Annotated in this window: 23 protein-coding genes; 7 read left to right on the top strand and 16 right to left on the bottom strand. The window is 40.3% G+C overall.

Annotated elements, in window-relative coordinates; translation table 11 throughout:
• Positions 1-166 precede the first annotated feature (166 nt).
• The 6 genes from IMPJCBKJ_RS05630 to IMPJCBKJ_RS05605 form a co-directional block, all read right to left on the bottom strand.
• Entirely contained in the window at positions 167-817 is a 651-nt protein-coding gene (locus IMPJCBKJ_RS05630; protein WP_166339189.1) for a tellurite resistance TerB family protein, read from the bottom strand.
• Positions 818-1,033: 216 nt separating this feature from the next.
• On the bottom strand, positions 1,034-1,474 hold the full coding sequence (gene azu, locus IMPJCBKJ_RS05625; protein ID WP_054551894.1) for an azurin: 441 nt from the start codon (positions 1,472-1,474) through the stop codon (positions 1,034-1,036).
• Positions 1,475-1,498: 24 nt separating this feature from the next.
• Positions 1,499-2,221 (bottom strand): DUF2470 domain-containing protein, encoded by a 723-nt coding sequence (locus IMPJCBKJ_RS05620; RefSeq protein ID WP_138599885.1) that lies wholly within the window; start codon positions 2,219-2,221, stop codon positions 1,499-1,501.
• Positions 2,218-3,006, bottom strand: a complete 789-nt coding sequence (locus IMPJCBKJ_RS05615; protein ID WP_138599886.1) for a heme ABC transporter ATP-binding protein — start codon at positions 3,004-3,006, stop codon at positions 2,218-2,220. The genes IMPJCBKJ_RS05620 and IMPJCBKJ_RS05615 overlap by 4 nt, the downstream gene beginning before the upstream one ends.
• A complete protein-coding gene (locus IMPJCBKJ_RS05610; RefSeq protein WP_138599887.1) occupies positions 2,999-4,057 on the bottom strand; it encodes an iron ABC transporter permease in 1,059 nt (352 codons plus the stop codon). The genes IMPJCBKJ_RS05615 and IMPJCBKJ_RS05610 overlap by 8 nt, the downstream gene beginning before the upstream one ends.
• The gene (locus tag IMPJCBKJ_RS05605; protein ID WP_054551890.1) at positions 4,054-4,863 is read right to left on the bottom strand and encodes an ABC transporter substrate-binding protein; all 810 of its coding nucleotides are present in this window, start codon (positions 4,861-4,863) and stop codon (positions 4,054-4,056) included. Before IMPJCBKJ_RS05605 ends, IMPJCBKJ_RS05610 begins: the two co-directional genes overlap by 4 nt.
• A 181-nt stretch (positions 4,864-5,044) precedes the next feature.
• Here IMPJCBKJ_RS05605 and IMPJCBKJ_RS05600 point away from each other — a divergent pair, with 181 nt between their 5' ends.
• Together IMPJCBKJ_RS05600 and corA are read left to right on the top strand one after the other, a co-directional pair.
• Positions 5,045-5,818, top strand: a complete 774-nt coding sequence (locus IMPJCBKJ_RS05600) for a GGDEF domain-containing protein (RefSeq protein WP_082389195.1) — start codon at positions 5,045-5,047, stop codon at positions 5,816-5,818.
• Positions 5,819-5,904: 86 nt separating this feature from the next.
• Entirely contained in the window at positions 5,905-6,861 is a 957-nt protein-coding gene (corA, locus tag IMPJCBKJ_RS05595) for a magnesium/cobalt transporter CorA (protein WP_054551888.1), read from the top strand.
• 78 nt (positions 6,862-6,939) lie between these two features.
• Here corA and dps read toward each other — a convergent pair whose 3' ends face one another.
• The 5 genes from dps to IMPJCBKJ_RS05570 form a co-directional block, all read right to left on the bottom strand.
• Entirely contained in the window at positions 6,940-7,458 is a 519-nt protein-coding gene (gene dps, locus IMPJCBKJ_RS05590) for a DNA starvation/stationary phase protection protein Dps (RefSeq protein ID WP_054551887.1), read from the bottom strand.
• Between the two features lie 227 nt (positions 7,459-7,685).
• Positions 7,686-8,105 carry a CBS domain-containing protein gene (locus IMPJCBKJ_RS05585; protein WP_166339187.1) on the bottom strand — a complete coding sequence of 140 codons (420 nt, stop codon included), beginning with the start codon at positions 8,103-8,105 and terminating at the stop codon, positions 7,686-7,688.
• Positions 8,106-8,271: 166 nt separating this feature from the next.
• Positions 8,272-8,736 (bottom strand): hypothetical protein, encoded by a 465-nt coding sequence (locus IMPJCBKJ_RS05580; RefSeq protein ID WP_166339185.1) that lies wholly within the window; start codon positions 8,734-8,736, stop codon positions 8,272-8,274.
• Positions 8,737-8,747: 11 nt separating this feature from the next.
• A complete protein-coding gene (locus IMPJCBKJ_RS05575; protein ID WP_166339183.1) occupies positions 8,748-9,440 on the bottom strand; it encodes a hypothetical protein in 693 nt (230 codons plus the stop codon).
• Positions 9,437-9,928: an RNA polymerase sigma factor gene (locus tag IMPJCBKJ_RS05570; protein WP_063700442.1), complete on the bottom strand. Its 492-nt coding sequence runs from the start codon at positions 9,926-9,928 to the stop codon at positions 9,437-9,439. Before IMPJCBKJ_RS05570 ends, IMPJCBKJ_RS05575 begins: the two co-directional genes overlap by 4 nt.
• A gap of 170 nt (positions 9,929-10,098) precedes the next feature.
• Between IMPJCBKJ_RS05570 and IMPJCBKJ_RS05565 the strand changes: the two genes are divergently transcribed.
• Positions 10,099-11,385: a S8 family serine peptidase gene (locus IMPJCBKJ_RS05565; protein ID WP_240920999.1), complete on the top strand. Its 1,287-nt coding sequence runs from the start codon at positions 10,099-10,101 to the stop codon at positions 11,383-11,385.
• Here IMPJCBKJ_RS05565 and IMPJCBKJ_RS05560 read toward each other — a convergent pair.
• Both IMPJCBKJ_RS05560 and IMPJCBKJ_RS05555 read right to left on the bottom strand, forming a co-directional pair.
• Entirely contained in the window at positions 11,382-12,296 is a 915-nt protein-coding gene (locus tag IMPJCBKJ_RS05560; protein WP_166339179.1) for a surface lipoprotein assembly modifier, read from the bottom strand. The two genes, IMPJCBKJ_RS05565 and IMPJCBKJ_RS05560, sit on opposite strands and share 4 nt — an antisense overlap.
• A gap of 47 nt (positions 12,297-12,343) precedes the next feature.
• Positions 12,344-13,078: a hypothetical protein gene (locus tag IMPJCBKJ_RS05555; RefSeq protein WP_166339177.1), complete on the bottom strand. Its 735-nt coding sequence runs from the start codon at positions 13,076-13,078 to the stop codon at positions 12,344-12,346.
• A 177-nt stretch (positions 13,079-13,255) separates the two neighbouring features.
• Here IMPJCBKJ_RS05555 and IMPJCBKJ_RS20690 point away from each other — a divergent pair, with 177 nt between their 5' ends.
• From IMPJCBKJ_RS20690 to IMPJCBKJ_RS05545, 3 genes are all read left to right on the top strand, one after another.
• Positions 13,256-13,438, top strand: coding sequence for a hypothetical protein (locus IMPJCBKJ_RS20690; RefSeq protein ID WP_240920998.1), 183 nt, complete (start codon positions 13,256-13,258; stop codon positions 13,436-13,438).
• Between the two features lie 147 nt (positions 13,439-13,585).
• Positions 13,586-13,927 carry a hypothetical protein gene (locus IMPJCBKJ_RS20685; RefSeq protein ID WP_346774153.1) on the top strand — a complete coding sequence of 114 codons (342 nt, stop codon included), beginning with the start codon at positions 13,586-13,588 and terminating at the stop codon, positions 13,925-13,927.
• A 254-nt stretch (positions 13,928-14,181) separates the two neighbouring features.
• Positions 14,182-15,363 (top strand): hypothetical protein, encoded by a 1,182-nt coding sequence (locus IMPJCBKJ_RS05545; RefSeq protein ID WP_054551872.1) that lies wholly within the window; start codon positions 14,182-14,184, stop codon positions 15,361-15,363.
• Between the two features lie 59 nt (positions 15,364-15,422).
• Here IMPJCBKJ_RS05545 and IMPJCBKJ_RS05540 read toward each other — a convergent pair whose 3' ends face one another.
• On the bottom strand, positions 15,423-16,013 hold the full coding sequence (locus IMPJCBKJ_RS05540) for a LysE family translocator (RefSeq protein WP_166339175.1): 591 nt from the start codon (positions 16,011-16,013) through the stop codon (positions 15,423-15,425).
• A gap of 99 nt (positions 16,014-16,112) precedes the next feature.
• On the opposite strand from IMPJCBKJ_RS05540, the gene IMPJCBKJ_RS05535 reads away from it, so the two are divergent.
• Positions 16,113-16,562: an Lrp/AsnC family transcriptional regulator gene (locus tag IMPJCBKJ_RS05535; RefSeq protein WP_054551870.1), complete on the top strand. Its 450-nt coding sequence runs from the start codon at positions 16,113-16,115 to the stop codon at positions 16,560-16,562.
• A 46-nt stretch (positions 16,563-16,608) separates the two neighbouring features.
• Here the strand turns inward: IMPJCBKJ_RS05535 and IMPJCBKJ_RS05530 are convergent, their stop codons facing one another.
• The gene (locus IMPJCBKJ_RS05530) at positions 16,609-17,310 is read right to left on the bottom strand and encodes a (2Fe-2S)-binding protein (protein WP_166339173.1); all 702 of its coding nucleotides are present in this window, start codon (positions 17,308-17,310) and stop codon (positions 16,609-16,611) included.
• On the bottom strand, positions 17,285-19,684 hold the full coding sequence (locus IMPJCBKJ_RS05525; protein ID WP_166339171.1) for a GNAT family N-acetyltransferase: 2,400 nt from the start codon (positions 19,682-19,684) through the stop codon (positions 17,285-17,287). The genes IMPJCBKJ_RS05530 and IMPJCBKJ_RS05525 overlap by 26 nt, the downstream gene beginning before the upstream one ends.
• Positions 19,685-19,692: the final 8 nt, after the last annotated feature.

The raw sequence follows: 19,692 nt of genomic DNA, 5'->3' as shown, positions 1-19,692 counted from the left end.
TCAATGGCCACATGTTAATTGTGGCCATTTTTTTTGATTGTATTTTGATATTTTATTTTGTGCGATGACGCTGCTGTACGTCACTTGCAAAATATCCATATAAACAGAACTAAGTTTAATTTTTGCTGGCGTTCTTTTGTATCTAATAACTAATAATGTTAATGGTTTAGCTAATAGTGTTAAGTTCTCTATGAATACTCATTACCAGTTCGCTAGGAATGCATAACTGATTGGCCAATGTGTCTAAGTAGTGTTTAGAAACTGTTTGGTTCAAATCAATTGCACTGGCACTGGCTGCATATACTTCAATACCCATTTGTGCGTTTGGCACAGCGGCAACTAACTCTGATAGTTGCATTGGTTTTCTTAGCTCATCAAACAGCATGGCTTTTTCTTGCACTGACAATTGCATTGTTTCTACTTGTGCGAAGATTTTTTGTCTTTCGGTTTCATCAATGTGGCCATCAGCATAGGCAGCTGCAATCATAGCGCGCATGAGTAATAATTGCCCATCACTGTGATTATCGTCGATTGCATCAGTGAATGACTGCTCAGGCAGCGTGGCGGGAGTAAAATCAAAACCACGTGAACTAGTTTGCTGAACTGGGGCTGATTTTTGCTCTGAATATTGTTTATAGGCTTTCCAGGCAAGACCACCTACAGCAGCCAATGCTCCGTATTTAACGGCTTTTTTACTGCTCTTTTTACTTTTTCCGCCCATCAAGCTCGTTAGCCCACCGCCGGCAACACCACCCAAAAAGCCATTCAGCGCGCCTGATTTATTTAAATTACCCACTAATTTTTGTAAGTCTTTCATTGTTCTCTCCTTGCAGATATGTGCCCAGATTAGGTGATTTAAAATCAAAAGGAAACGAGATAAATGTTACAAAACACATCAGTTAACAATTGGTGGTATATTTTTATTGGGTATTCTATCGGCAATATTAAAACCTGCTATTGGGGTGAATAGCGATTAACTTAAGTCAAGAAAGCCAGCAAACTAGCTGGCTATCTATTGGTGAAAATATAAGGTTTAAATTAAGGTAAACGTCCCTTGCATAATTGCGTAGTGACCAGGGTATGAGCAGAAAAATGCATAATTTTCGCCCTCTTTTAAAAGGTTGCTTGCGAAGGTTACGCTGGTTTGTTCGCCACCCCCTATAATTTTAGTTGCAGCAAGTACACGACTATCACCTTCTTTTAGGTAATTTTTGTCAAGCCCTGCGCCCATGCCATCGCTGGCGATATCTGGAATATCTGCTTGTTTAGAAAGCACCCAGTTATGGCCCATGGCATTTTTTGGTAATTTGCCAGTATGTTTTAGTGTTACCGTCACTTCTTTACAGCTTTTTGGGGCAGTTAATGACTTAGTTGAAAACTGCATCATATCGTTTGATTCAATTGTTAGTTCACATTCATTAGCATTTGCTGAAGCTGCAAGAATAAACAAAATAGAGCCTAAAATTTTCTTCATGGTATTCTCCTTAAATGAACATATTTATACAGTGGCACGTGCATCTTTAGTTAGTTGAACAAGTGCTTTTCGTACTGCTTGAGGGTTATCACATACCTCATTAAAAGGGATGTAGTAGTTCTTATTATGGCTTCTGATGTAGCAGCCTTGCGGTAGCAAACCATTCATAACGGGTGCTGTGTCGTCAACGTGGTAGTGATGGTTTAGAATTAAGGACATTGCATCTTTGTGGTCTTCGTTCATATGATTGATCATATGCAGCTCTTGGTTGTCATCCCATGCTTTTTCTGATGTAAGCCATTCATCTTTTTCAATCCAAAAAATCTTGCCAAAGCCGCCTATATAGCGAATGCGAACAGGGTCTAATTGCCATAAGTTAAAGTCATGAGCGCTACGATAAGAGTCAGCTTCTGGGTATAAAGCAATATATTTGTTGAGTAATACTTCAGCATGTTCTGCTGGAACTAATGAGCCATCACCCACGATGGTTACTCGACCATGTTCGTTTTGATCGCCTGTTTGCGCTGCATCAAATATTGTTAGACTCATGCGCTTGTCGTGAACTAGGTTTTTAGTGTGTTGAGCAATATCGCTGATAAAAAAATACAGTTTTCCTTGCTCATCACACATGTAAGGAGTTACAGAGCCAAATGGATAGCCGCGTAAATTATATGAAAGGGTAGACATTACTCCGCTATTTTTTTTGTATACCAATTGCTTGGCGTCGTTGACGGCTTGTGTTCTCATGAAAACTCCTGACGTTGAGAATAAATCATTGGGGCGTCATGCAGTGGATGTGACTTAACATACAAAGGCATGGCGTAAATGTGTTTTAAATTATGTTCAGTGAGGACATCTGATGTTCTGCCAGACGCCAAAATGTGTTTTTGATGCAACATAATAATGTCGCTGGTATAAAGACTTGCTAAATTTAAGTCGTGGATTGCAATAATGGCGGCATTGCCTTGCTCAACAAACTTGTTAACACAACCCAATAAAGCATGCTGGTGGCGCATATCGAGCGCTGAAGTTGGCTCATCTAATAACATGAGCTTCGGCTGAGCATCATCACTAAATGCATCGAGTTGCGCTAAACAACGTGCCATACTCACTCGTTGTAACTCGCCGCCCGATAAAGCCGTGGCACGACGATCTCTCAAGTGTCCCAGCTCCATAAAATCAATGTATTGAGCTACTTTTTTAGCACAGTGCTGCGTTGTTTCTTTGTAAGGGTAGCGCCCCATTGCAACAAGCTCTTGCACTGTGAATGCAAAACCTAGCTGCTGAGACTGCATAACAACGGCACGTTGATGGGCCAGTTTAGCTTGGCTAAATTTTGCTAAGGGGTGGTTGTGGAGCAGTATTTCACCTTGATAAGGATGACTTCCGGCTAGAGTGTGGAGCAAGGTCGATTTTCCAGCTCCATTTTCACCAATTAAGCCCACACATTGACCTGCTTTAATCTCACCAGTTAAATCTTGCAAGATGGCTTTTTCGCCGTAATTAACACTTAAGTTATTAAAACTAAGCAATTGCGCCTCCTTGCTTACTTTTTAAAATAAGGTAGATAAACAAAGGCGCACCAAGTAGGGCGGTGATTATCCCAATAGGAAGTTCTGCTGGCATGACTAATGTGCGTGCGAGCCAATCAGAGAGTAATAAAACGATAATGCCAAGCAACATACACAAAGGCATCATAACCCGTAAATGGGGACCCACCATAAGCCTTGCAATATGCGGAACAACCAAACCAACAAACCCGATTAAGCCTGTCATTGCGACACTTGCTCCCACACCTAATGCAACTAAAATAATGATTTGAAATTTAAGAGTCTGCGTGTTTATTCCTAAATACTGAGCTTGTGATTCACCTAGCAGCAAACAATTCATAGGTTCTTTTAAATACCACAGGCCAATTGCACTGATAAGTAACAGTGGTAATGCTTGATTTAAATTAGTCCACGTAGCACCGCCAAGTGAGCCCATAGTCCAATAGTTTATTAACCTCAGCGCACTGTCATCAGCATAAAAACTTAATAACCCTATTAATGCAAAGGCAAGAGCGTTTACTGCTACACCGACCAAAATCAAGGTCGTCACATTAACTTGACCGGCCTGTTTAGCGATAAGGTAAACAAAAAGCGTGACAGCCAATGCACCTAAAAATGCGGCATAAGGTAAATATTTATCGGCTTGAAAATCAAATTTCGCACCCAGTGCGATAAATGCCACTGCAATAACTGCAGCGCCTGAACTAATACCAATAATAGATGGGTCGGCAAGTGGATTACGGCACAGGGCTTGAGTTGCCGTGCCAGTTTGAGCCAGCACTAAACCAATCATTACTGCTAACATAAAACGTGGTAAACGAATTTGCGTAACAACATTAATTTGTAACGGGTCAAACTGTGTAAAGTGCTCTGGCGCAAGCCAAGCAATAGCTAAACGCCAGTCCCAGCCGGCGGGGCCAAAACCAATACTTAGTAAAGATAAGGCGGCAATACTCAGAACGCAAAGGACTATCCATTTATTAGGAAAAAGCCTTGTTCTTAGCTCTATTGGTAAAGTAATTGAACCGTTCATAGCTTATTGCGATATTCACTAACTTGCTCAATGGCAATCGCTATTCTTGGTGTTAACCCCAATGATAATAAACTATCCATAACCAGTAACTTACAGTTTTGTGCTGCTTTTAATAAAGATAAAGCGGGCAGCTTACAAAATGCATCTTTACCACCTAATGAGTAAACGACATGAGCAGGTGCAATAATAAAATCGGGTTGCTCTACGGCAAGGATCTCTCTATTTAATGGTTTAAAGCCTGAGTGAGTCTGCGCTAAGTTTTTAATTCCAGTATATTCAAACAACATTTGCGGCACGGTATCAGTACCGGCAGCAACTAAGCCTCTATCATTGGCCGATAATAGAAAAAGTGCTTTTTTACCAGTAAGCGAAGATTTTTCAGGTAAGCTATTTTGGATTTTTTGATTTAAAGCACGTGCTTGCTCTTGCGCACCTAATTCATTACCTAAATTAGTAATTAAGCTATTTAGCTCACTGATAGAGTCTGGCTTAGGGTAGGTTTTTAACGTTACACCAGTCGAACTGATTTGTTTCAATACTTCAGGTCTGCCAGTTCCTTCAAGTGCAAAAAGTGCCGTTGGGCGTAAAGAAAGTACACCTTCCGCAGCAAGATCGCGGTAATACCCAACCTGAGGTAACTCTGTGGCCGCTTTTGGATACATACTCGATTGATCAACACCTACTAGCTCTTGCTGCTGACCTAACGCGAATATAATTTCTGTTAATGTTCCTCCGGCACTCACTATTCGTTGCTCAGCGAAGACTGAGCTTGAAAGCAGTAATAACATGACGCTTAAGTATTTCATATTTGCACTCACTTGAATGATAGTAGCCCTATTATAATTAATTAAATGCAAATGAAAATAGTTATCACAATCAATATGTGTTTAAGGGTGTAACTTCGTAGTTCAACTCTTTGTGCTAGTCTTGTTGGATTAAATTTAGATTATACTCGATCATCTATTACTTTGAGGGCGGGAGGCTTGCATGAGGCGTTTTTATGAAACAGAACGAACTTTAATGGATTATCGAGAAAGAGAAAAAAGCCGTTGGCTTAGGATGCTTTTTATTACTGTAATTAGTATTGCAATTTCTTTACTGATTACTTTCTTGATTCTTCTTGCTACAGGGACAGAAATGATGCCTATCATTTTTATTATAGCGACAATTGCTCCTGCAGTTACTGCACCAATCGTTTCATGGTCTATTAGTGGTTTGATGATTAAAGTTCAAAAATTAGAGGAAACACATCGAAAACTAGCAATGTATGATCATTTAACAGGATTGCTATCTCGTCGAGAGTTTCTAGCTCAAGGGAATGAACTATTGCAAATGTGTCAAAGTAATAATCAACCAGTTGTATTTGCTTATTTAGACTTAGATCACTTCAAAAAAATTAATGATACATACGGTCATGCTGCTGGAGATGAGGTATTGGTAAGTTTTGCAAACCTAGTCAAGAAAACTTTAAGGCAAGAGGATTTACTAGGTCGTTTAGGGGGCGAAGAGTTTGCTCTAATTTTGGTAAACACGCGAGTGGTAGAGGCAAAACAGAAGCTAGAATTGCTCCGTAAATCTGTCGCAAAGATGACAATTAATTACGCTGAGCAACCGCTAAAGATTACAGTTAGTTTAGGGGTAGCTGATTGGGACCGTCCTCATGAAGAAAACTTAATATCGTTAATGAAAAGAGCTGATAATGCACTGTATAGTGCTAAATCATCTGGGCGAAACCAGCTTGCATTTGCCAAGCTATTTTAATGGCTTGCTCCATAAAAACACTGATATATTGTTTGTCTTTGAAACATCTAAATTCTTTAAATAATTTTATTTTTTAAGTAGGGCGCATGTTACGATTTTTTTCTATAGACCAAGGTGTGATCACAGAAACAGAGCCAGCTGCTGATATGCCTCTTGCAACCGCTATTAAGAATGCCCATTGGATTGATACTATAAATCCGACTGAAGAAGAACGACAAGCGCTGGCAAGCACCCTTAATATCACCTTACCCGGCGCTGATGATGTTGAAGAAATCGAGGCCTCTTCCCGTTGCTTTATCGACCATGAAGGCTTGCATGTGCATGCGCTTTTCATGTCACCAAACGAAGGGCGCTTTAATACGGTAACCGTAGCTTGTTTGTTACAAGACAACTGTTTGCTGACAATCCGCGATGATGAACTAGCCGATTTTCGTCTATTACGACTACGTGCTCGGAAAGGGCAAGTGGCGTGTGATAATCCAAAGCAACTTTTGGTGACTTTATTTGACCAAAAAGTCGAAAACCACGCTGATATGCTTGAAGACATGCATCATCAGTTAGAAAAACTCAGTGCCTATGTACTTGAAGAGGATGACTCTGACTTAGAAGAAGCCGTTAGCCGAATTTCTCGCCTTGAAGATAATAACGGTAAGGTGCGTTTATGTTTGATGGATACGCGCCGGAATATTTCGTTTTTACTGCGCCACCTAGGAGCGCCGACAGAAGACCGCGAATCACTACGTGAAATTGTACTCGATATTGATACCCTTATGTCTCACTGTACATTTTTGTTTGATAAGGTGAATTTCTTAATGGACTCGACTCAGGGTTTTATTAACATCGAACAAAACCAAATTATCAAAACCTTCTCTATCGCCTCAGTGGTGTTTTTACCTCCAACCGTTGTCGCCAGTATTTATGGGATGAATTTTAACAGTATGCCTGAACTGCAATGGGCATGGGGTTACCCGTTTGCAATTGGCATTATGTTGCTGTCTGGCTTTGCACCTTACTTGTTCTTTAAACATAAAGGTTGGTTGTAACAAAGCATAAAAAAGCCCAGCAAATGCTGGGCAAGGGGTCTTCGGATAGACCTAGGGGGTTTAACCTTTAAATGGGGTTTAACCTTTCAATTCGCCGGTAGACGATTCGATATGTGCACGAACAAACCATTGGAATTGTTCTAAATCAGCCAGTTGGCCAGTGATCATATCTTCAGAAACTGGGTCTAGCTCACCAAGCTTATCGATAGCTGCACGGTGGTCTTTATTAACACCGTTATACACTTTATCAAGCGCTGTTAGGTGGTCAGTAACTAAGCCTTTACCAATTGAATAATCTTGCCAAGTACGGCGTTCTACAATTGATTGAGGTGTGCCAACAGGTACGCCGCCCATGGTTGCAATACGCTCTGCAATCGTGTCAGTCATCTCTTGCACTGCGCTTACTTGTGGGTCTAACATTTCGTGTACACCAATAAAATTAGGACCAACAACATTCCAATGAATGTGCTTTAAAGTGAGGTGTAAATCGATTAAAGCGACCATGCGTTGGTCTAGAATAGCAATCGTGTCCGCTGCAGCTTGGTCTTTAACACCCGGTGCTGTAAATTCTGCGATTTTTGATGATGAATTACTCATTACTCCTCCGAGATTATCTGTAAATTTCCTTTCGCTTTTAATCTAAAAAGCATGTGTAATTACATAGAAGCAAGCGTTGTGCCTAATAATTTTTAAATTATAAGAATCTGAATTTAAAAGATTAATTTTATTTAAGTCTTGAGTGAGGGTGATACTAGCTAAGAAGAAGTATGAAAACTCTGCACACCTTCTGTAAAAAATTCAGTGTGCAGATACAAAGTTACGATTTAAGAAAGTAAAGCCGCCGCTAAACGAACAAAATCAGATGAGGTTAGAATGCCCACTAGGTTGTTATCTTTATCAACCACAGGCATGCAGCCATGACGGTTTTCAACAAAAAACTTAGCAACTTCGTGTAGCGGTTGCTCTGGCGAGATACTGGTAAAATCGGTAGCCATAATATCAACCACTTTAGTTTGCTTTTCCTTGCGTTCGAGGGCGCTGGCATTGTAATTAGCCATGATATTCATTACCTGAGCAATCATGATTTTTTGCGTTAACATGCCAACCAAACCACCGTGCTCATTGATCACGGGGATATGACGAACATTTTTCTCTTTCATTAGATTATGAGCATCATGCAGGGTATTTTGCGCGCTAATAGCAAATGGGTCTGGCGTCATTAAATCACTAACTAGGTGTGTCATGGCTACATCCTTACAATTAATCAAGTTGCGGTAAGTTTAGCGCTTATCTAGTTAATTTCACTTAAGTGAGATCAAAGTATTAGTGATTAACGGTGTAATTACTTATGCAGTTCAGCAGTAGGTAAAAAGATGTAATGAGGATAATTTTTACCTTTAAATATTAATTTTATGAATTATTAGCTTGTTCAATTAGCGTATAAGCATCATGCGCTTTTTCACTTGGTTTTATGCCTTTTCCTAAAATGATTGTTAATTGTATGACGATTGTGCGCTCTAATAACGTTGACTCATGCAGTGCTGGCGAAGTTTGACTTGTGCAGGTTAATAAACCGCAGTGTGCTCTTTGCTCAAAACGTGGTTTGTTAGTGGGCTTGGCGCGTTCAACATCAACTGCCTGCTCGGCAACGAGAAACCAGTCATAACCGTTGTCTATCGTAATGTTGGCGGCTTGCAGCATACTTTGCTCAAGCGCTGAGCGCTTTGAACCGTGACGAGTCTCGTATCTAAGGATATATTGATTATCCGCAAGCTGCTTAGTTGTTAGGCCAGGTATACTTTTATCGGTCGAATGTTGGCTGCTGGTGCAGCCAATTAATACAATGGCAATATAAGCTAATAATACGTGTTTCATGATTGTCTCGCTTATTGCCAATGGTTAGTTAGTGCTTGTTGTTCGGCGTTACGATCTAACGGTTGGCCTTGAATGTGCTCGTCGATGTAACTATCAAGCGCAGGTGTTTTACTTGCTAAGCGATAGCTTTGGCTTGAAATTGCGCGTTGCTCGCTCGATGAATGAAGCTGCCAAATTCCTTGTTGTTTACAAGCAATATGTGTTTGCTGGGTAGTTTTAGAATACAGCGTGTATTGGCGGCAAAAATCGCCATTAGTATTAACAAAGCTAAGCTGTGCAGTTAGGCTTCTGTTTGTATCTAATAGTGTGTTGTCGCCACTCAGTTGTTGATCTAATGCGTTGGCAATGGGTTGTTCCAAACCTTGTTGTTGAACAAAGCTAGCAATAGCGACTGTAAAAAGCACCGCAATACTTGCTGCAACGGCCATTTGTTTGCGACCAGCTAGTTTAATTTGCTGCCATTTGGATAGCGAAACGACATTCTCTTTATTATGTTGCTCGATTGTTTGTGCAAGTTCATCAGACAAGGGCATTGCATCAATCTGTGCTGCGTGTTGTTTAACTAGCATGTCAACTTCAGATAGTTCAGCTAGGCGTAAAGCGAGTTGCTCATCTTCAGCAATTGCATTACGTATTGCGTCCATTTCGTTTGCTGGTAATTCATTGTCTAAAAAAGCACTGAGTGTTTGGTCATCAATCTTCATGCGTTTTCCTTAGTGAAATCAGGCTTAATTAATTGATAAAGTGCAGCTCTGGCTCGTGACAATTTACTCATCACGGTGCCAACAGGTATCTCGAGGGTGTGTGCAACATCTTTGTAAGCCATACCTTGCACTGCTACGAGGGATACAATAGCGCGCTGTTCATCTGGCAAGCTTGTTAAAGCGTTATTTACTCGTTGTAAAGTCTCTTGGGTAGCGAAACTCTCTTGTTCATCGTCACAGACGGGTTCTTGAAGTTCAGTATTTTGAACTGCCTTTAAGCGCACTTTTTGCGAGCGGTATTCGTCGATCCAAACATTGCGACAGATCTTGAAAGCCCATTTTAGTGGTTCAATATCATCGGGCATGCCTTTTTGTAAAAGTTTCTCGATGGTCATTTGTACAATATCATCGGCATCTGCTTGATTGCCGGTAAGCGAAAATGCAAAACGTCGCAGCGCTGGTAATAAACTGGTTACTGTATTTGTCATAGTTTCCCTTATTGGTTAGGGCAAGGGCCGATTAATGAAATAACTCATCAATGATTCAGCCAACTCACACTACTATAACGAGCAAGAAAAAGTTTTATTCCCAATAAATGCAATTTTTCTTTCACTGAAACGTTATAGTAGTACCTAACTAAATGAGAAGTCACTGTAACATGAAATTGAAATCAGTCATTTTAAGTAGTTTGCTGTTTACTTCAAATACGCTATCAGCTGCGATTATCAAGCCAATAAATGGTGTGATAGAACAGGTAGATCCTGTTATTAATCAATTTGAACCGCGCATAACCAGCCAAGTAGAAAGCATACGCAAACATGAGTTAATCGACGACGCAACAGCCATTGTGACCTCGCTACCCAAAAGGCTAGAGATACTTAATCAGTTGCAGGCTCCTGCATTTGTTGAAGTCGATGTTGAGCATGGTTTTCGTGCAGTTGAAAGGCAATGGATAATGCTGGCGAATGAACAGCATCAAGAAAAACTGTTGCAAATTGGCGCGCAAATTATCGTCACTAAACAATACACGTCATTGGGTTTGTCATTAGTGCGGTTTGTTGTCCCGACCAATTACGATTCAAAAGCGCATTTGCAACGTTTACTTTCACTCGATGATGCAGCGTTACTGGACAGAAATCATATTTATCAAGCGCAAAATGGTTCTCAACAAGATGCGTCTACAAAAAAGCTTACAGCAATGTGTGACTGGTCTGTAAAAATTGGCATGATTGATAGTGCGATTGATACGACTCATCCGGGATTTAGTAACACACAGATAAAAATGCAGTCATTTCTTGCAAATGACTTAGTTTCACCCGATTTGCACGGCACTGCGGTTGCTGGCGTTTTGGTAGGTAAGTATGAGCAGCTCATGCCGTTATTAACTGAGGCAACATTATACAGCGCGGCGGTGTTTTATCAGCAGTCTGATTTATCACAAGGGGCGACATTAGCTGCAATAGTTGAAGCACTTGATTGGTTGGTTGCTAACGAGGTGCCTGTTATCAATATGAGTTTTACTGGGCCCGACAACGCTATTTTAGCGGCAGCAATCAATGCTACAGCGGCTAAACAAGTAACTTTAGTGGCGGCTGCAGGCAATGAAGGACCTGCTGCGCTGCCACTTTATCCTGCGGCATACCAACATGTCATTGCTGTCACGGCACTAGATAGCCAAAACCGAATTTATCGCTGGTCAAACAAAGGTGATTATATTGATTTTGCGGCATTAGGCGTCAATGTCATGACGTTAAAAGCTGGGGGGGAGCTTGGTCGGGAATCTGGAACCTCTATTGCCGCGCCGCGTATTTCAGCGGCGGCTGCATGCTTAGCGGCAAAGCCAAATGCTTCTCCTAAAAACATTTACCAGGCGTTACAGCAACAAGCGAATGATTTAGGTGAAGTAGGCAAAGATGCGGTGTTTGGACATGGCGTAATCGATTAAAAGCTGGCTTTTAATGACAGCGAAGCAATGCTTTGGGTATAGGTGTTTGTCGCCAGCTTAGATTGATAATCGCCGTACTCTGCTTCAGTAACAATTTGCAAAGAGTCAAAAACAGAAAGCTGCCAAAATGCACTAACTACACTGCGACTTTCATCCCGAGATGGCTCGCTTTGTGTAAGTGGTTGGTTGATAACTTCTTGGTAGTTTTTATCTTGATAGCGCCAGCTTAATCCTGCTTTATTGCTTATATCAAACGCTTTAAAACGATGAGTGATGCCCGTATTTAAGCCCCAACTTTTAAAGTTAAATTGCTCTGAATCAGCATTTTCTCTATCTAAACTAGCGCCTAAAAGCAGCATCGTTTTACCCTGATTAATAAAGTAATACAGGTTTGAATCAAGCCCTAACCCTTTTGCATCGCGCATTGACTGTGTGGCGAATTGTTTATCTGATGCCCTAAGCGCAGTGCGCAGATAGGTTGTTGGATTAACGTAATGGCCAACATACAAACTTACCTGATCCAAGGTTAAAAATGTTTCTTTTGCTACTTTTGCTAAAGCACCGTCATAACGTATACCTACATCAGTACCAGAAAGGCTATAGCTAGAATCAAGGCTATATTGATGCAATGCCAAGTCATACTGGTCAAGCTGGTGATAATTGGTTTGCTCGTATCGATAACTTGGTGTGAACTTGAGGTTGTCAGTTGCATGTAACTCAGCGCTAACACCAGCTTTAAGTATTGAACCTGTATCACTTTGTGAAGAAATATCATCTAACTCTTTAATGGCTAAATCAGAGTTAGTTGTTAAGCCAATTTGTGCATCAGCATGAAAAGTCGCATCCGTAGCAAACACTTGAATGCTTGTGGTTAACGCACTTAAGGTGATGAGCTTATTAATTGTACGCATAATAATCTCCTAAAGGAGCGCCGAGTGATAACCCGGCACGCTATTGGTTAAAGGCCTAAGTTCAGGCTGTTTTGAATGTTATTAACGACTTCGGTAGTTGTCGCTGCGGTTATTTGCTCAGCAACTTGTTGGTTAACGCTGTTGCTAACAGTTGATGAAATGGTTTGCTCAACACTACTTTGTACAGAGTTCATTGCAGCTTGTTGTACATTGCTAGTCAGTGATGATTGCAGGTCATTAGTGATTTGCGAGGCCTGACTTAGACCAGCAGTGCTTAGCTCACTAGGCTCTAAAGACGCTAATACGTCTGTTTGCTGACTCAATTGATTTTGCATTGCGTTGGTTATGTTCGAATTTGTGTTAGCGACGGCCACATTACTAACAGCAGTTGACAGCATTGACTCACCTGCTAGCGCTACGGTATTGACTGCTTGAGAAGCGCTTGATACTGAGTTTGTTAAACCAAACTCGGGCATTGTTTCAGCAGGCTGCTGTTCATCGTTTTCAATCGTTGTTTGATTATTTGCTTGTCCGCTATTTGAACTTTCAGTATCCACACCAACTGATGAATTTTGTGTTGTTGCCGAGCCTGACAGTTGAGTTGATTGCATCATTGTCGTATTCGACGCTGCTTGGTTTGAACTTGTCGAAACTTGATTATCACTGGCTGTTTGCTGTTCAGATACGACTGATAGTTGCACGTTAGCTGCTGATGAAGCCGCTGAAAAGCCTGTTGCAGTTACGACACAGATTGCGATAAGTGATTGTTTTAAATTTGTCATTGTCTCGTCCTCTTTTTTGCGAATTGACATAGAGGTAACGAGTGGGCGAAAGGTTTATTCCAAAAAGTTTTAACTTTTTTCAATCAAATTAGCTAACTTATTGAAAGCTATACAGAGGTTTCACTTTTTGTTCATTCACAGGTCACTAAGCTTTAAATTTTTAAAGAAGCTACTGCAATGAAAACATGTTTAGTTTTAGCCTTATTATTTTGCTCTGGATCGGTTTTGGCTAATAGCGTCTGTGGCGGAACAACTGCCAATGGCTATGTGCGTAATGCAGTAAAACTACCCAGCAAGGGTGATAACTTTACCAGTTACAGCAAAATGGCAGAGCTGGCAGGGCGTACGTATGTTCATTAGCAGGTAAAAAACATCATTGTTGATACCTACCAAGCGCTCCAGAAATCCCATCCTGATAAACGATACAAATACGCTGAAACGGGCTTAGAAAATGGCGGGAAATTTAGCCCGCATAAAACCCATCAAAATGGTTTGTCGGTTGATTTTATGACACCTGTTGTTAACGAAAAGGGGCAATCAGTTCATTTGCCAACTCATGTATTTAATCGTTTTGGCTACGATATTGAATTTGATAAACAAGGCCGGTTTGAACAGTTTAAGATTGATTACACCGCTTTAGCAGCTCATATTGTTGAGCTACATAAATCGGCAACAGCAAAAAGTTACGATCTTTGGCGCGTGATCTTTGCCCCAAGCCTGCAAGCTGGGCTTTATAAAACCAAGTATGCCGATTATTTAAAAGAGCATATTCAGTTTTCGACTAAACCATCCTGGGTGCGACATGATGAGCATTACCATGTCGACTTTTTAGTGCCGTGTGAAAAATAGTCATCAATTCATTACGGTTAGAATTGTTAATTAGATTATACGGTTTTAGTGAATAAGCAGCTGAAAGCTGATAAAGTGCGTTGCGCAAAACATGGATGTTTCAACTTGTGCCACTTTTAAGTAAGTCCCTCACGTTTTCTTTAAGAAAAATAGAATCATGCCTCTGTTTGTATTTAATATGCTTAAAGCCTCACTATGCACATAGCTTAAGCATCTTAATTTAGAATTTACTATTAAATATAGAATTTAAAAATATGAAAAAATTAATACAAATCTTTGCTATTTTATTCTTTGTATCAACTTTATCTGCTTGTATGACAACTTATAACCCTGTTCCTCAAGGATATCAGGGCGAAACAGCAACTATAGATGACACCTTCAGAACCATGGCAACTAGTACAGGTCGCTTCTTTTACTTGAGTAAAGTGAATGGTAAAGATGTCAATAACGCTATTAGGGCAACAAACCAAGCTACTTATGGACAAGGTATGGTTCTGTCACCAGTGGGGTTTAGTCGAAAAGTACCAGCAGAGGAAATGACACTAACACTAGTAGCGCAGGTCCATCATGCCGCACCTATTAACTATATGTTTAATTCAGGAACGAATTACATTGTTACAGGTGATGTATCTTTTATTCCAGAAGCAGGACAAAGCTATCTAGTAAAGGGATATTTGAGTAGTGACTTTTCGTCTGTTTGGCTTGTAAATAGCGCTGGTGAGCAAGTATCTGATGCTGTTGTTTTAAAAGGTGATCCTGATAAGAGTACAGCTGTAATCGCTAAATTAGTTAAGGGGAAAGTTGTACTTCCCGAGCCGCCAAAAACGCAAGCGACTATTAAAAAGCAGGTTGCTATCACAACAGAGTCATTTGATAACCCATTGTTTTTTCTTGAGCAGGGGCTAAGCGCAGAAGCTATTATTAAGAAGTTAGGTGAGCCTGATCATATTCGTTATATTGAAAAAGGCTTTTTTAATAACAAGCCTGAAATACAAATATTTCATTTCACAGATCTTGGCAGTGTTCAAATGGTTAAGTCACCTGCAGATGGGCAGTTTTACTCAAAGTTAACTTATAATGTTAATAGCCAAGAGCATTATCAGTTTGTTGATGTAGTGAACCAAGCTGATGGTACCGAAACTCAAATCCTTGGTAAGAAATTTTATAATATCGGTGTTTATAAAGAGCAATACCTAGACGCATTAGCGAATAAGCTCTGGCAAAATAAATATACTGTCGATGGGCGTATGCTAGATGGTGTCGCGTACTATTGTAAAATTATTGCCAATGCACAAACGATGCGTTATCAAGCTATGCTAAAAAGCCTTGTTGCAGATAAAGATGTTCCTTCAAAGTTACGTCGTCATTGTAAAGCGGCCAAAAAAGATATAGACAAATTAAAGCTCGCAACTGTTGAGCAGTTTGAATTTATGTAGTTTAGATCCAAGCCAATTCACTTAATCAAGTGAATTGGTATTTCAATCTTAATAATTATTTAAAACAAACTAAACATCACTGAAGTGATTAACAGTATTGCCATTAGGTAGTTAAATGCTTTTAAGCGCTTTGGGCTGGCAAGCCAGTGTTGTAGCTTTTCGCCAAGTAGAGTCCACGAGCTGACACAAGGCAGGTTAATTAAACCAAATACGAGGCTTACGATTAACACTGAGGTGAGGTTTTTATCTGGGGCATATAAACTAACCGCGCTTAATGCCATTGCCCACGCTTTTGGGTTCACCCATTGAAATAGTGCAGCCTGAATAAAAGTAAACGGCTTACTTTCACTACAGGCTTTTTGTTGTGCGTTACTTGTGGCAATTTTAAACGCCAGATAGAGCAAGTAAGCAATGCAAAATACTTTCAATATCAAATAGCTTGGTGGAAACAAGTCAAATAGCTGCATGATGCCAAGGCCCACCAAAACTAACATCAACATAAAGCCAAACGTTACGCCAAGTAAGTGTGGTGTGGTTCTTTTAAAGCCAAAGTTAGCACCTGAGCTCATCAACATTAAGTTATTTGGCCCAGGGGTAATTGATGATACCAAAGCAAATAATGCCAAGGCTGTTAAAATTTCGAAACTCATCGCTATCTCTCCATTTGAATTAAGATGCAATTATAAGTTGTAATGCGCGCAATTTTTGCGCTTAATGTTGTTGTGTATATTTAAAGTTCACAATGAAAAATGAAAAAAGATAAAATTAACGATAGAATATTGCATGAGCTTAAACGCAATGGCCGAATTGCCAATGCCGAGCTGGCAGATAAAGTGGGTTTATCGCCATCGGCATGTCTTCGTAGAGTGCAAGAGCTAGAAAAGCTTGGGGTTATTGCGGGGTATCGGGCGGTTATTAATAATCAGGCTGTTGGCCTAGGATTTATTGCTTATGTAGGGGTTGGTTTAAATGAGCACTCAACCGTCTCTCAGCGAGCATTCGAACACGCTCTTGAGTTTATTGATGAAGTAAAAGAGTGCCACAATGTAACTGGCTCGTTTGAATATTTGTTGAGAGTCGAGACGGCGGATCTCAAGTCCTATAAAGCATTTCATGCTGATGTACTTGGCTCAATCCCACAAGTACGAACCATTACAACTCATGTAGTGATGGAATCGCCGAAGGATGAACGCGCTTAGTAAATAGGTTTAGAGCCTTTATATAGAAAACGTTTGGAAAAAGGCATTAGCAAGCGCTAGTGCCTTTTTTGTTTAACGGGCAGTTAGCGCAATAATCAGCGGCTACAAGTTGGTAGTGTAAGCAGCAGGTTTTACGCATAAATGTCAGCTTATTGTTTTGATCACTAAAGCGATGTTTACCACATAGCTTTTGCCATGGTTGAAAACGCTTTGCTATAAATTTTATCGATTTGTCTGGCCAGCAAGCGATTAACGCTGCGTGGAAAGTATCACTTTGTAAACGTTTTAATAATCCTTTATTTAGCCTGTATTGCAATGGCACGTTATTATACCAAGCTTGCTGGTGGTCAAATAAATGATTGGCTGCCAGTTCAATCAAATCTGCATTATTAAAAGGGTCTTGTTGAGCCATGATATTTAAATTAGCCAAACCATAAATATGTGAGCCTGTTACCCGCTGCTTAATATTGACCAGATCAGGAATGCAACCAAGCTGCTCTACACAGGCTACTAATAAGTAAATAACTTGCCAGTTCAGTTGTAAGTAGAGATTGATTGCGACATATCCCTCAGTAACATTTGCTCCTCTTAATTTTATAGCGTTAGCTAAATCGGTTAATTGCTTGCTAGTTAAACATTGACTGCTAAACCATTGTTCATCGATTGTTGGAGTTAAGAACGTCAGCAGTGAGCACTGCTGACGTAAGGCTAACTCAAGCTTATTATGCTGTTGTGTTTGCAAGTGCATATTCCGCCAATGGGTTTTGTAAATCACCTGCATACTGCAAGCTTGAAGCTGGGTCGGTAATATCAACCATTTGTTGATTGTTACGCAGCTGTAAGCGGTTTAAGCACGACAATGGGAATGACTCAGCAAATAAATCATGCTCAGCAAACTTGTCTTTAAGTGCAGGATGACTCGCCTGATACTGAACAATTGTATCGGCGACGGCTTGCCAAAACTGTTGTTCGGTCAGTAGGCCATCAGTTACTAAAATTGCCGAAAGGTAGCGGAAGAAGCAATCGAAAATATCAGTAAAAATAGACAACACGGCAACGCCTTCTGGAATGGTTACCTTAATCCGCTTTATTTCATCATTCAGCTCGATGTTACTATTTAATAAGGCAATTTCTTCACCAATGTCTTTAATGAATACGCCTACCGGAACATGATTATTAAATCGAACGATGAGATTTTCACCATGTGGCATAAAGACTAAATCATACTGGTAAAAACAATGTAGCAATGGTGTCATATAAGCCTGTAAGTAGTGGGCTAACCACTTATCAGCACTTAGCCCCGATTTGGCAATTTTAGCGCTCACAAATGAACGGCCTTCGCTATCGATATGAAGCAAACTTGCCATAGTGGCAAGGCTTTCATTTTCGTCCATGTATTGAGCGGGATTTTCACGCCAAAGAGCCGCCATCATTTTCTTATAAGGGTTATCGCCAAGCGCTGGATGAGTGTAATACTGCTCATCAAAGCCAAGGGTTGCGACTTCTCTTAAAGGTTGAAACTTCAGAGATTTTAAATAGCTATCTTGGTTTACTAAGTCGAACAACCATTGATTTATTGCCGGAGTTACTTTCATATAGGCGCTCGATAAGCCCCGCATAAAGCCCATATTTAAAATCGATAAGGCGGTTTTAACATAGCATTTGTGCGGTTTGCTGATGTTATACAGGGTACGAATTGATTGCTGCGGTAAATAACTATCTTGTGAGTAGCCTAAACAGACAATATGTTTTTGCGAGATGTGATAGCTATAAACATGGACTAATTTGTTAAACCATTGCCATGGGTGCATAGGAAATAACAGATAGTCACTTGGCTTTAAACCCTGCTCAGTCAGTGCTTTTTCAAAGCGTAAACGCTCAGCTAAATCAAGCTCATCGGCAATCAAGCTCTCGTATTTATAATCATCGGTACTTTTAAAGGTGGTGTGCTGTTTGTGACACGCAAGCCATATAATTTGAAATGGGTTTGCGGCTTCCGGCGTATATTGGTGAAAATCTTGTGAGTTAAAACCAATCCGGCCATTGTTGGCAATAAAGCTTGGGTGACCCATGGTCATTTGGGTTTCGATCACTTGAAAATCTGCGTCTGCTAATTGCTGAGCGCTATAGCGATTATTTTTAAATTTAAATGCAAAGCCAGTGAGTGTGCTCGCGAGTTCTTCGAGATAAGTGCCAAGCATTGATTTATCTATGTTTAACTTGTCATTACACTCAAGCACAAAGGCAATAGCATCTAATGGTTGACTGTGATCAAGCGCCATTTTAGTAATGCTACTTGGCTCAACTTGTAGGTGATTAAGCAGCATTGATTCACCTTTAAACTGATAGCTTTGCCCACCCATGGTATGCAACACGTAATGGTTAGATTTTTCACTGTCGTAGCTAAACAGTCGTTCGTGATAAAACTCACTGAGCATTTTGGCAATCAGTAAACGGTTTGCGTATTGCCATGCCTGTTGGTCTAGATGTGAGGTACTGCTAGAGGGCGTGGTTTGTTGCACTGATGGCCCTTGCTGTGAAGTGTCGAAGCGAGACGAAAGGTGCTGTAAGTAATTAAAATGATCTTTTTCTAAACTACCAAGTAATGCGGTTTTCTCACCCAATTTGATAACTTTATGATGGCTGAAACCTGCCTTTAAGTTAAGACGATGAATTTTATGATTGGCTACATCTGGCTCCACAATCACTCGCTCACAGGCGAGGGTATTAAACATAAACTCTAACACCGACTGCATAACAGCAAGACTAAATCCTGCCACAGAGAACTGCTTTGGAGCGAGTAAAATATGCATGCCTAAATCGCCGTTTTTAAGCGCTAGGTGGTTCTCAAGTTTTAGTATGTGTGGTTGGTAAATCTCAATTAAAGCAATCGGTGTTTGGTTTATTTCAAGCAAATAGGCTTGTTGAGCCTCATCTTTATTGAGTGTTGTATAAAATTCTAAAATCTCTTCGGGTGAATGTTCCATTGCTCCCCAAAATTGAGCTTGGGGGTGTTTAAGCCAAGGGGTAATCGTCGTTAGATCGTGTTCAGGGTTTAATGTTCTGATTTTTACATCACCAAGCAAAGCGTGCTTAATATGAGTTTCAGTAATATTTTTCATAGTCGTGT

It is taken from the genome of Pseudoalteromonas sp. MB47, from assembly GCF_011319765.1.
Classification (GTDB): domain Bacteria; phylum Pseudomonadota; class Gammaproteobacteria; order Enterobacterales; family Alteromonadaceae; genus Pseudoalteromonas; species Pseudoalteromonas simplex.
This window is presented reverse-complemented; position numbering and strand designations above follow the sequence as displayed.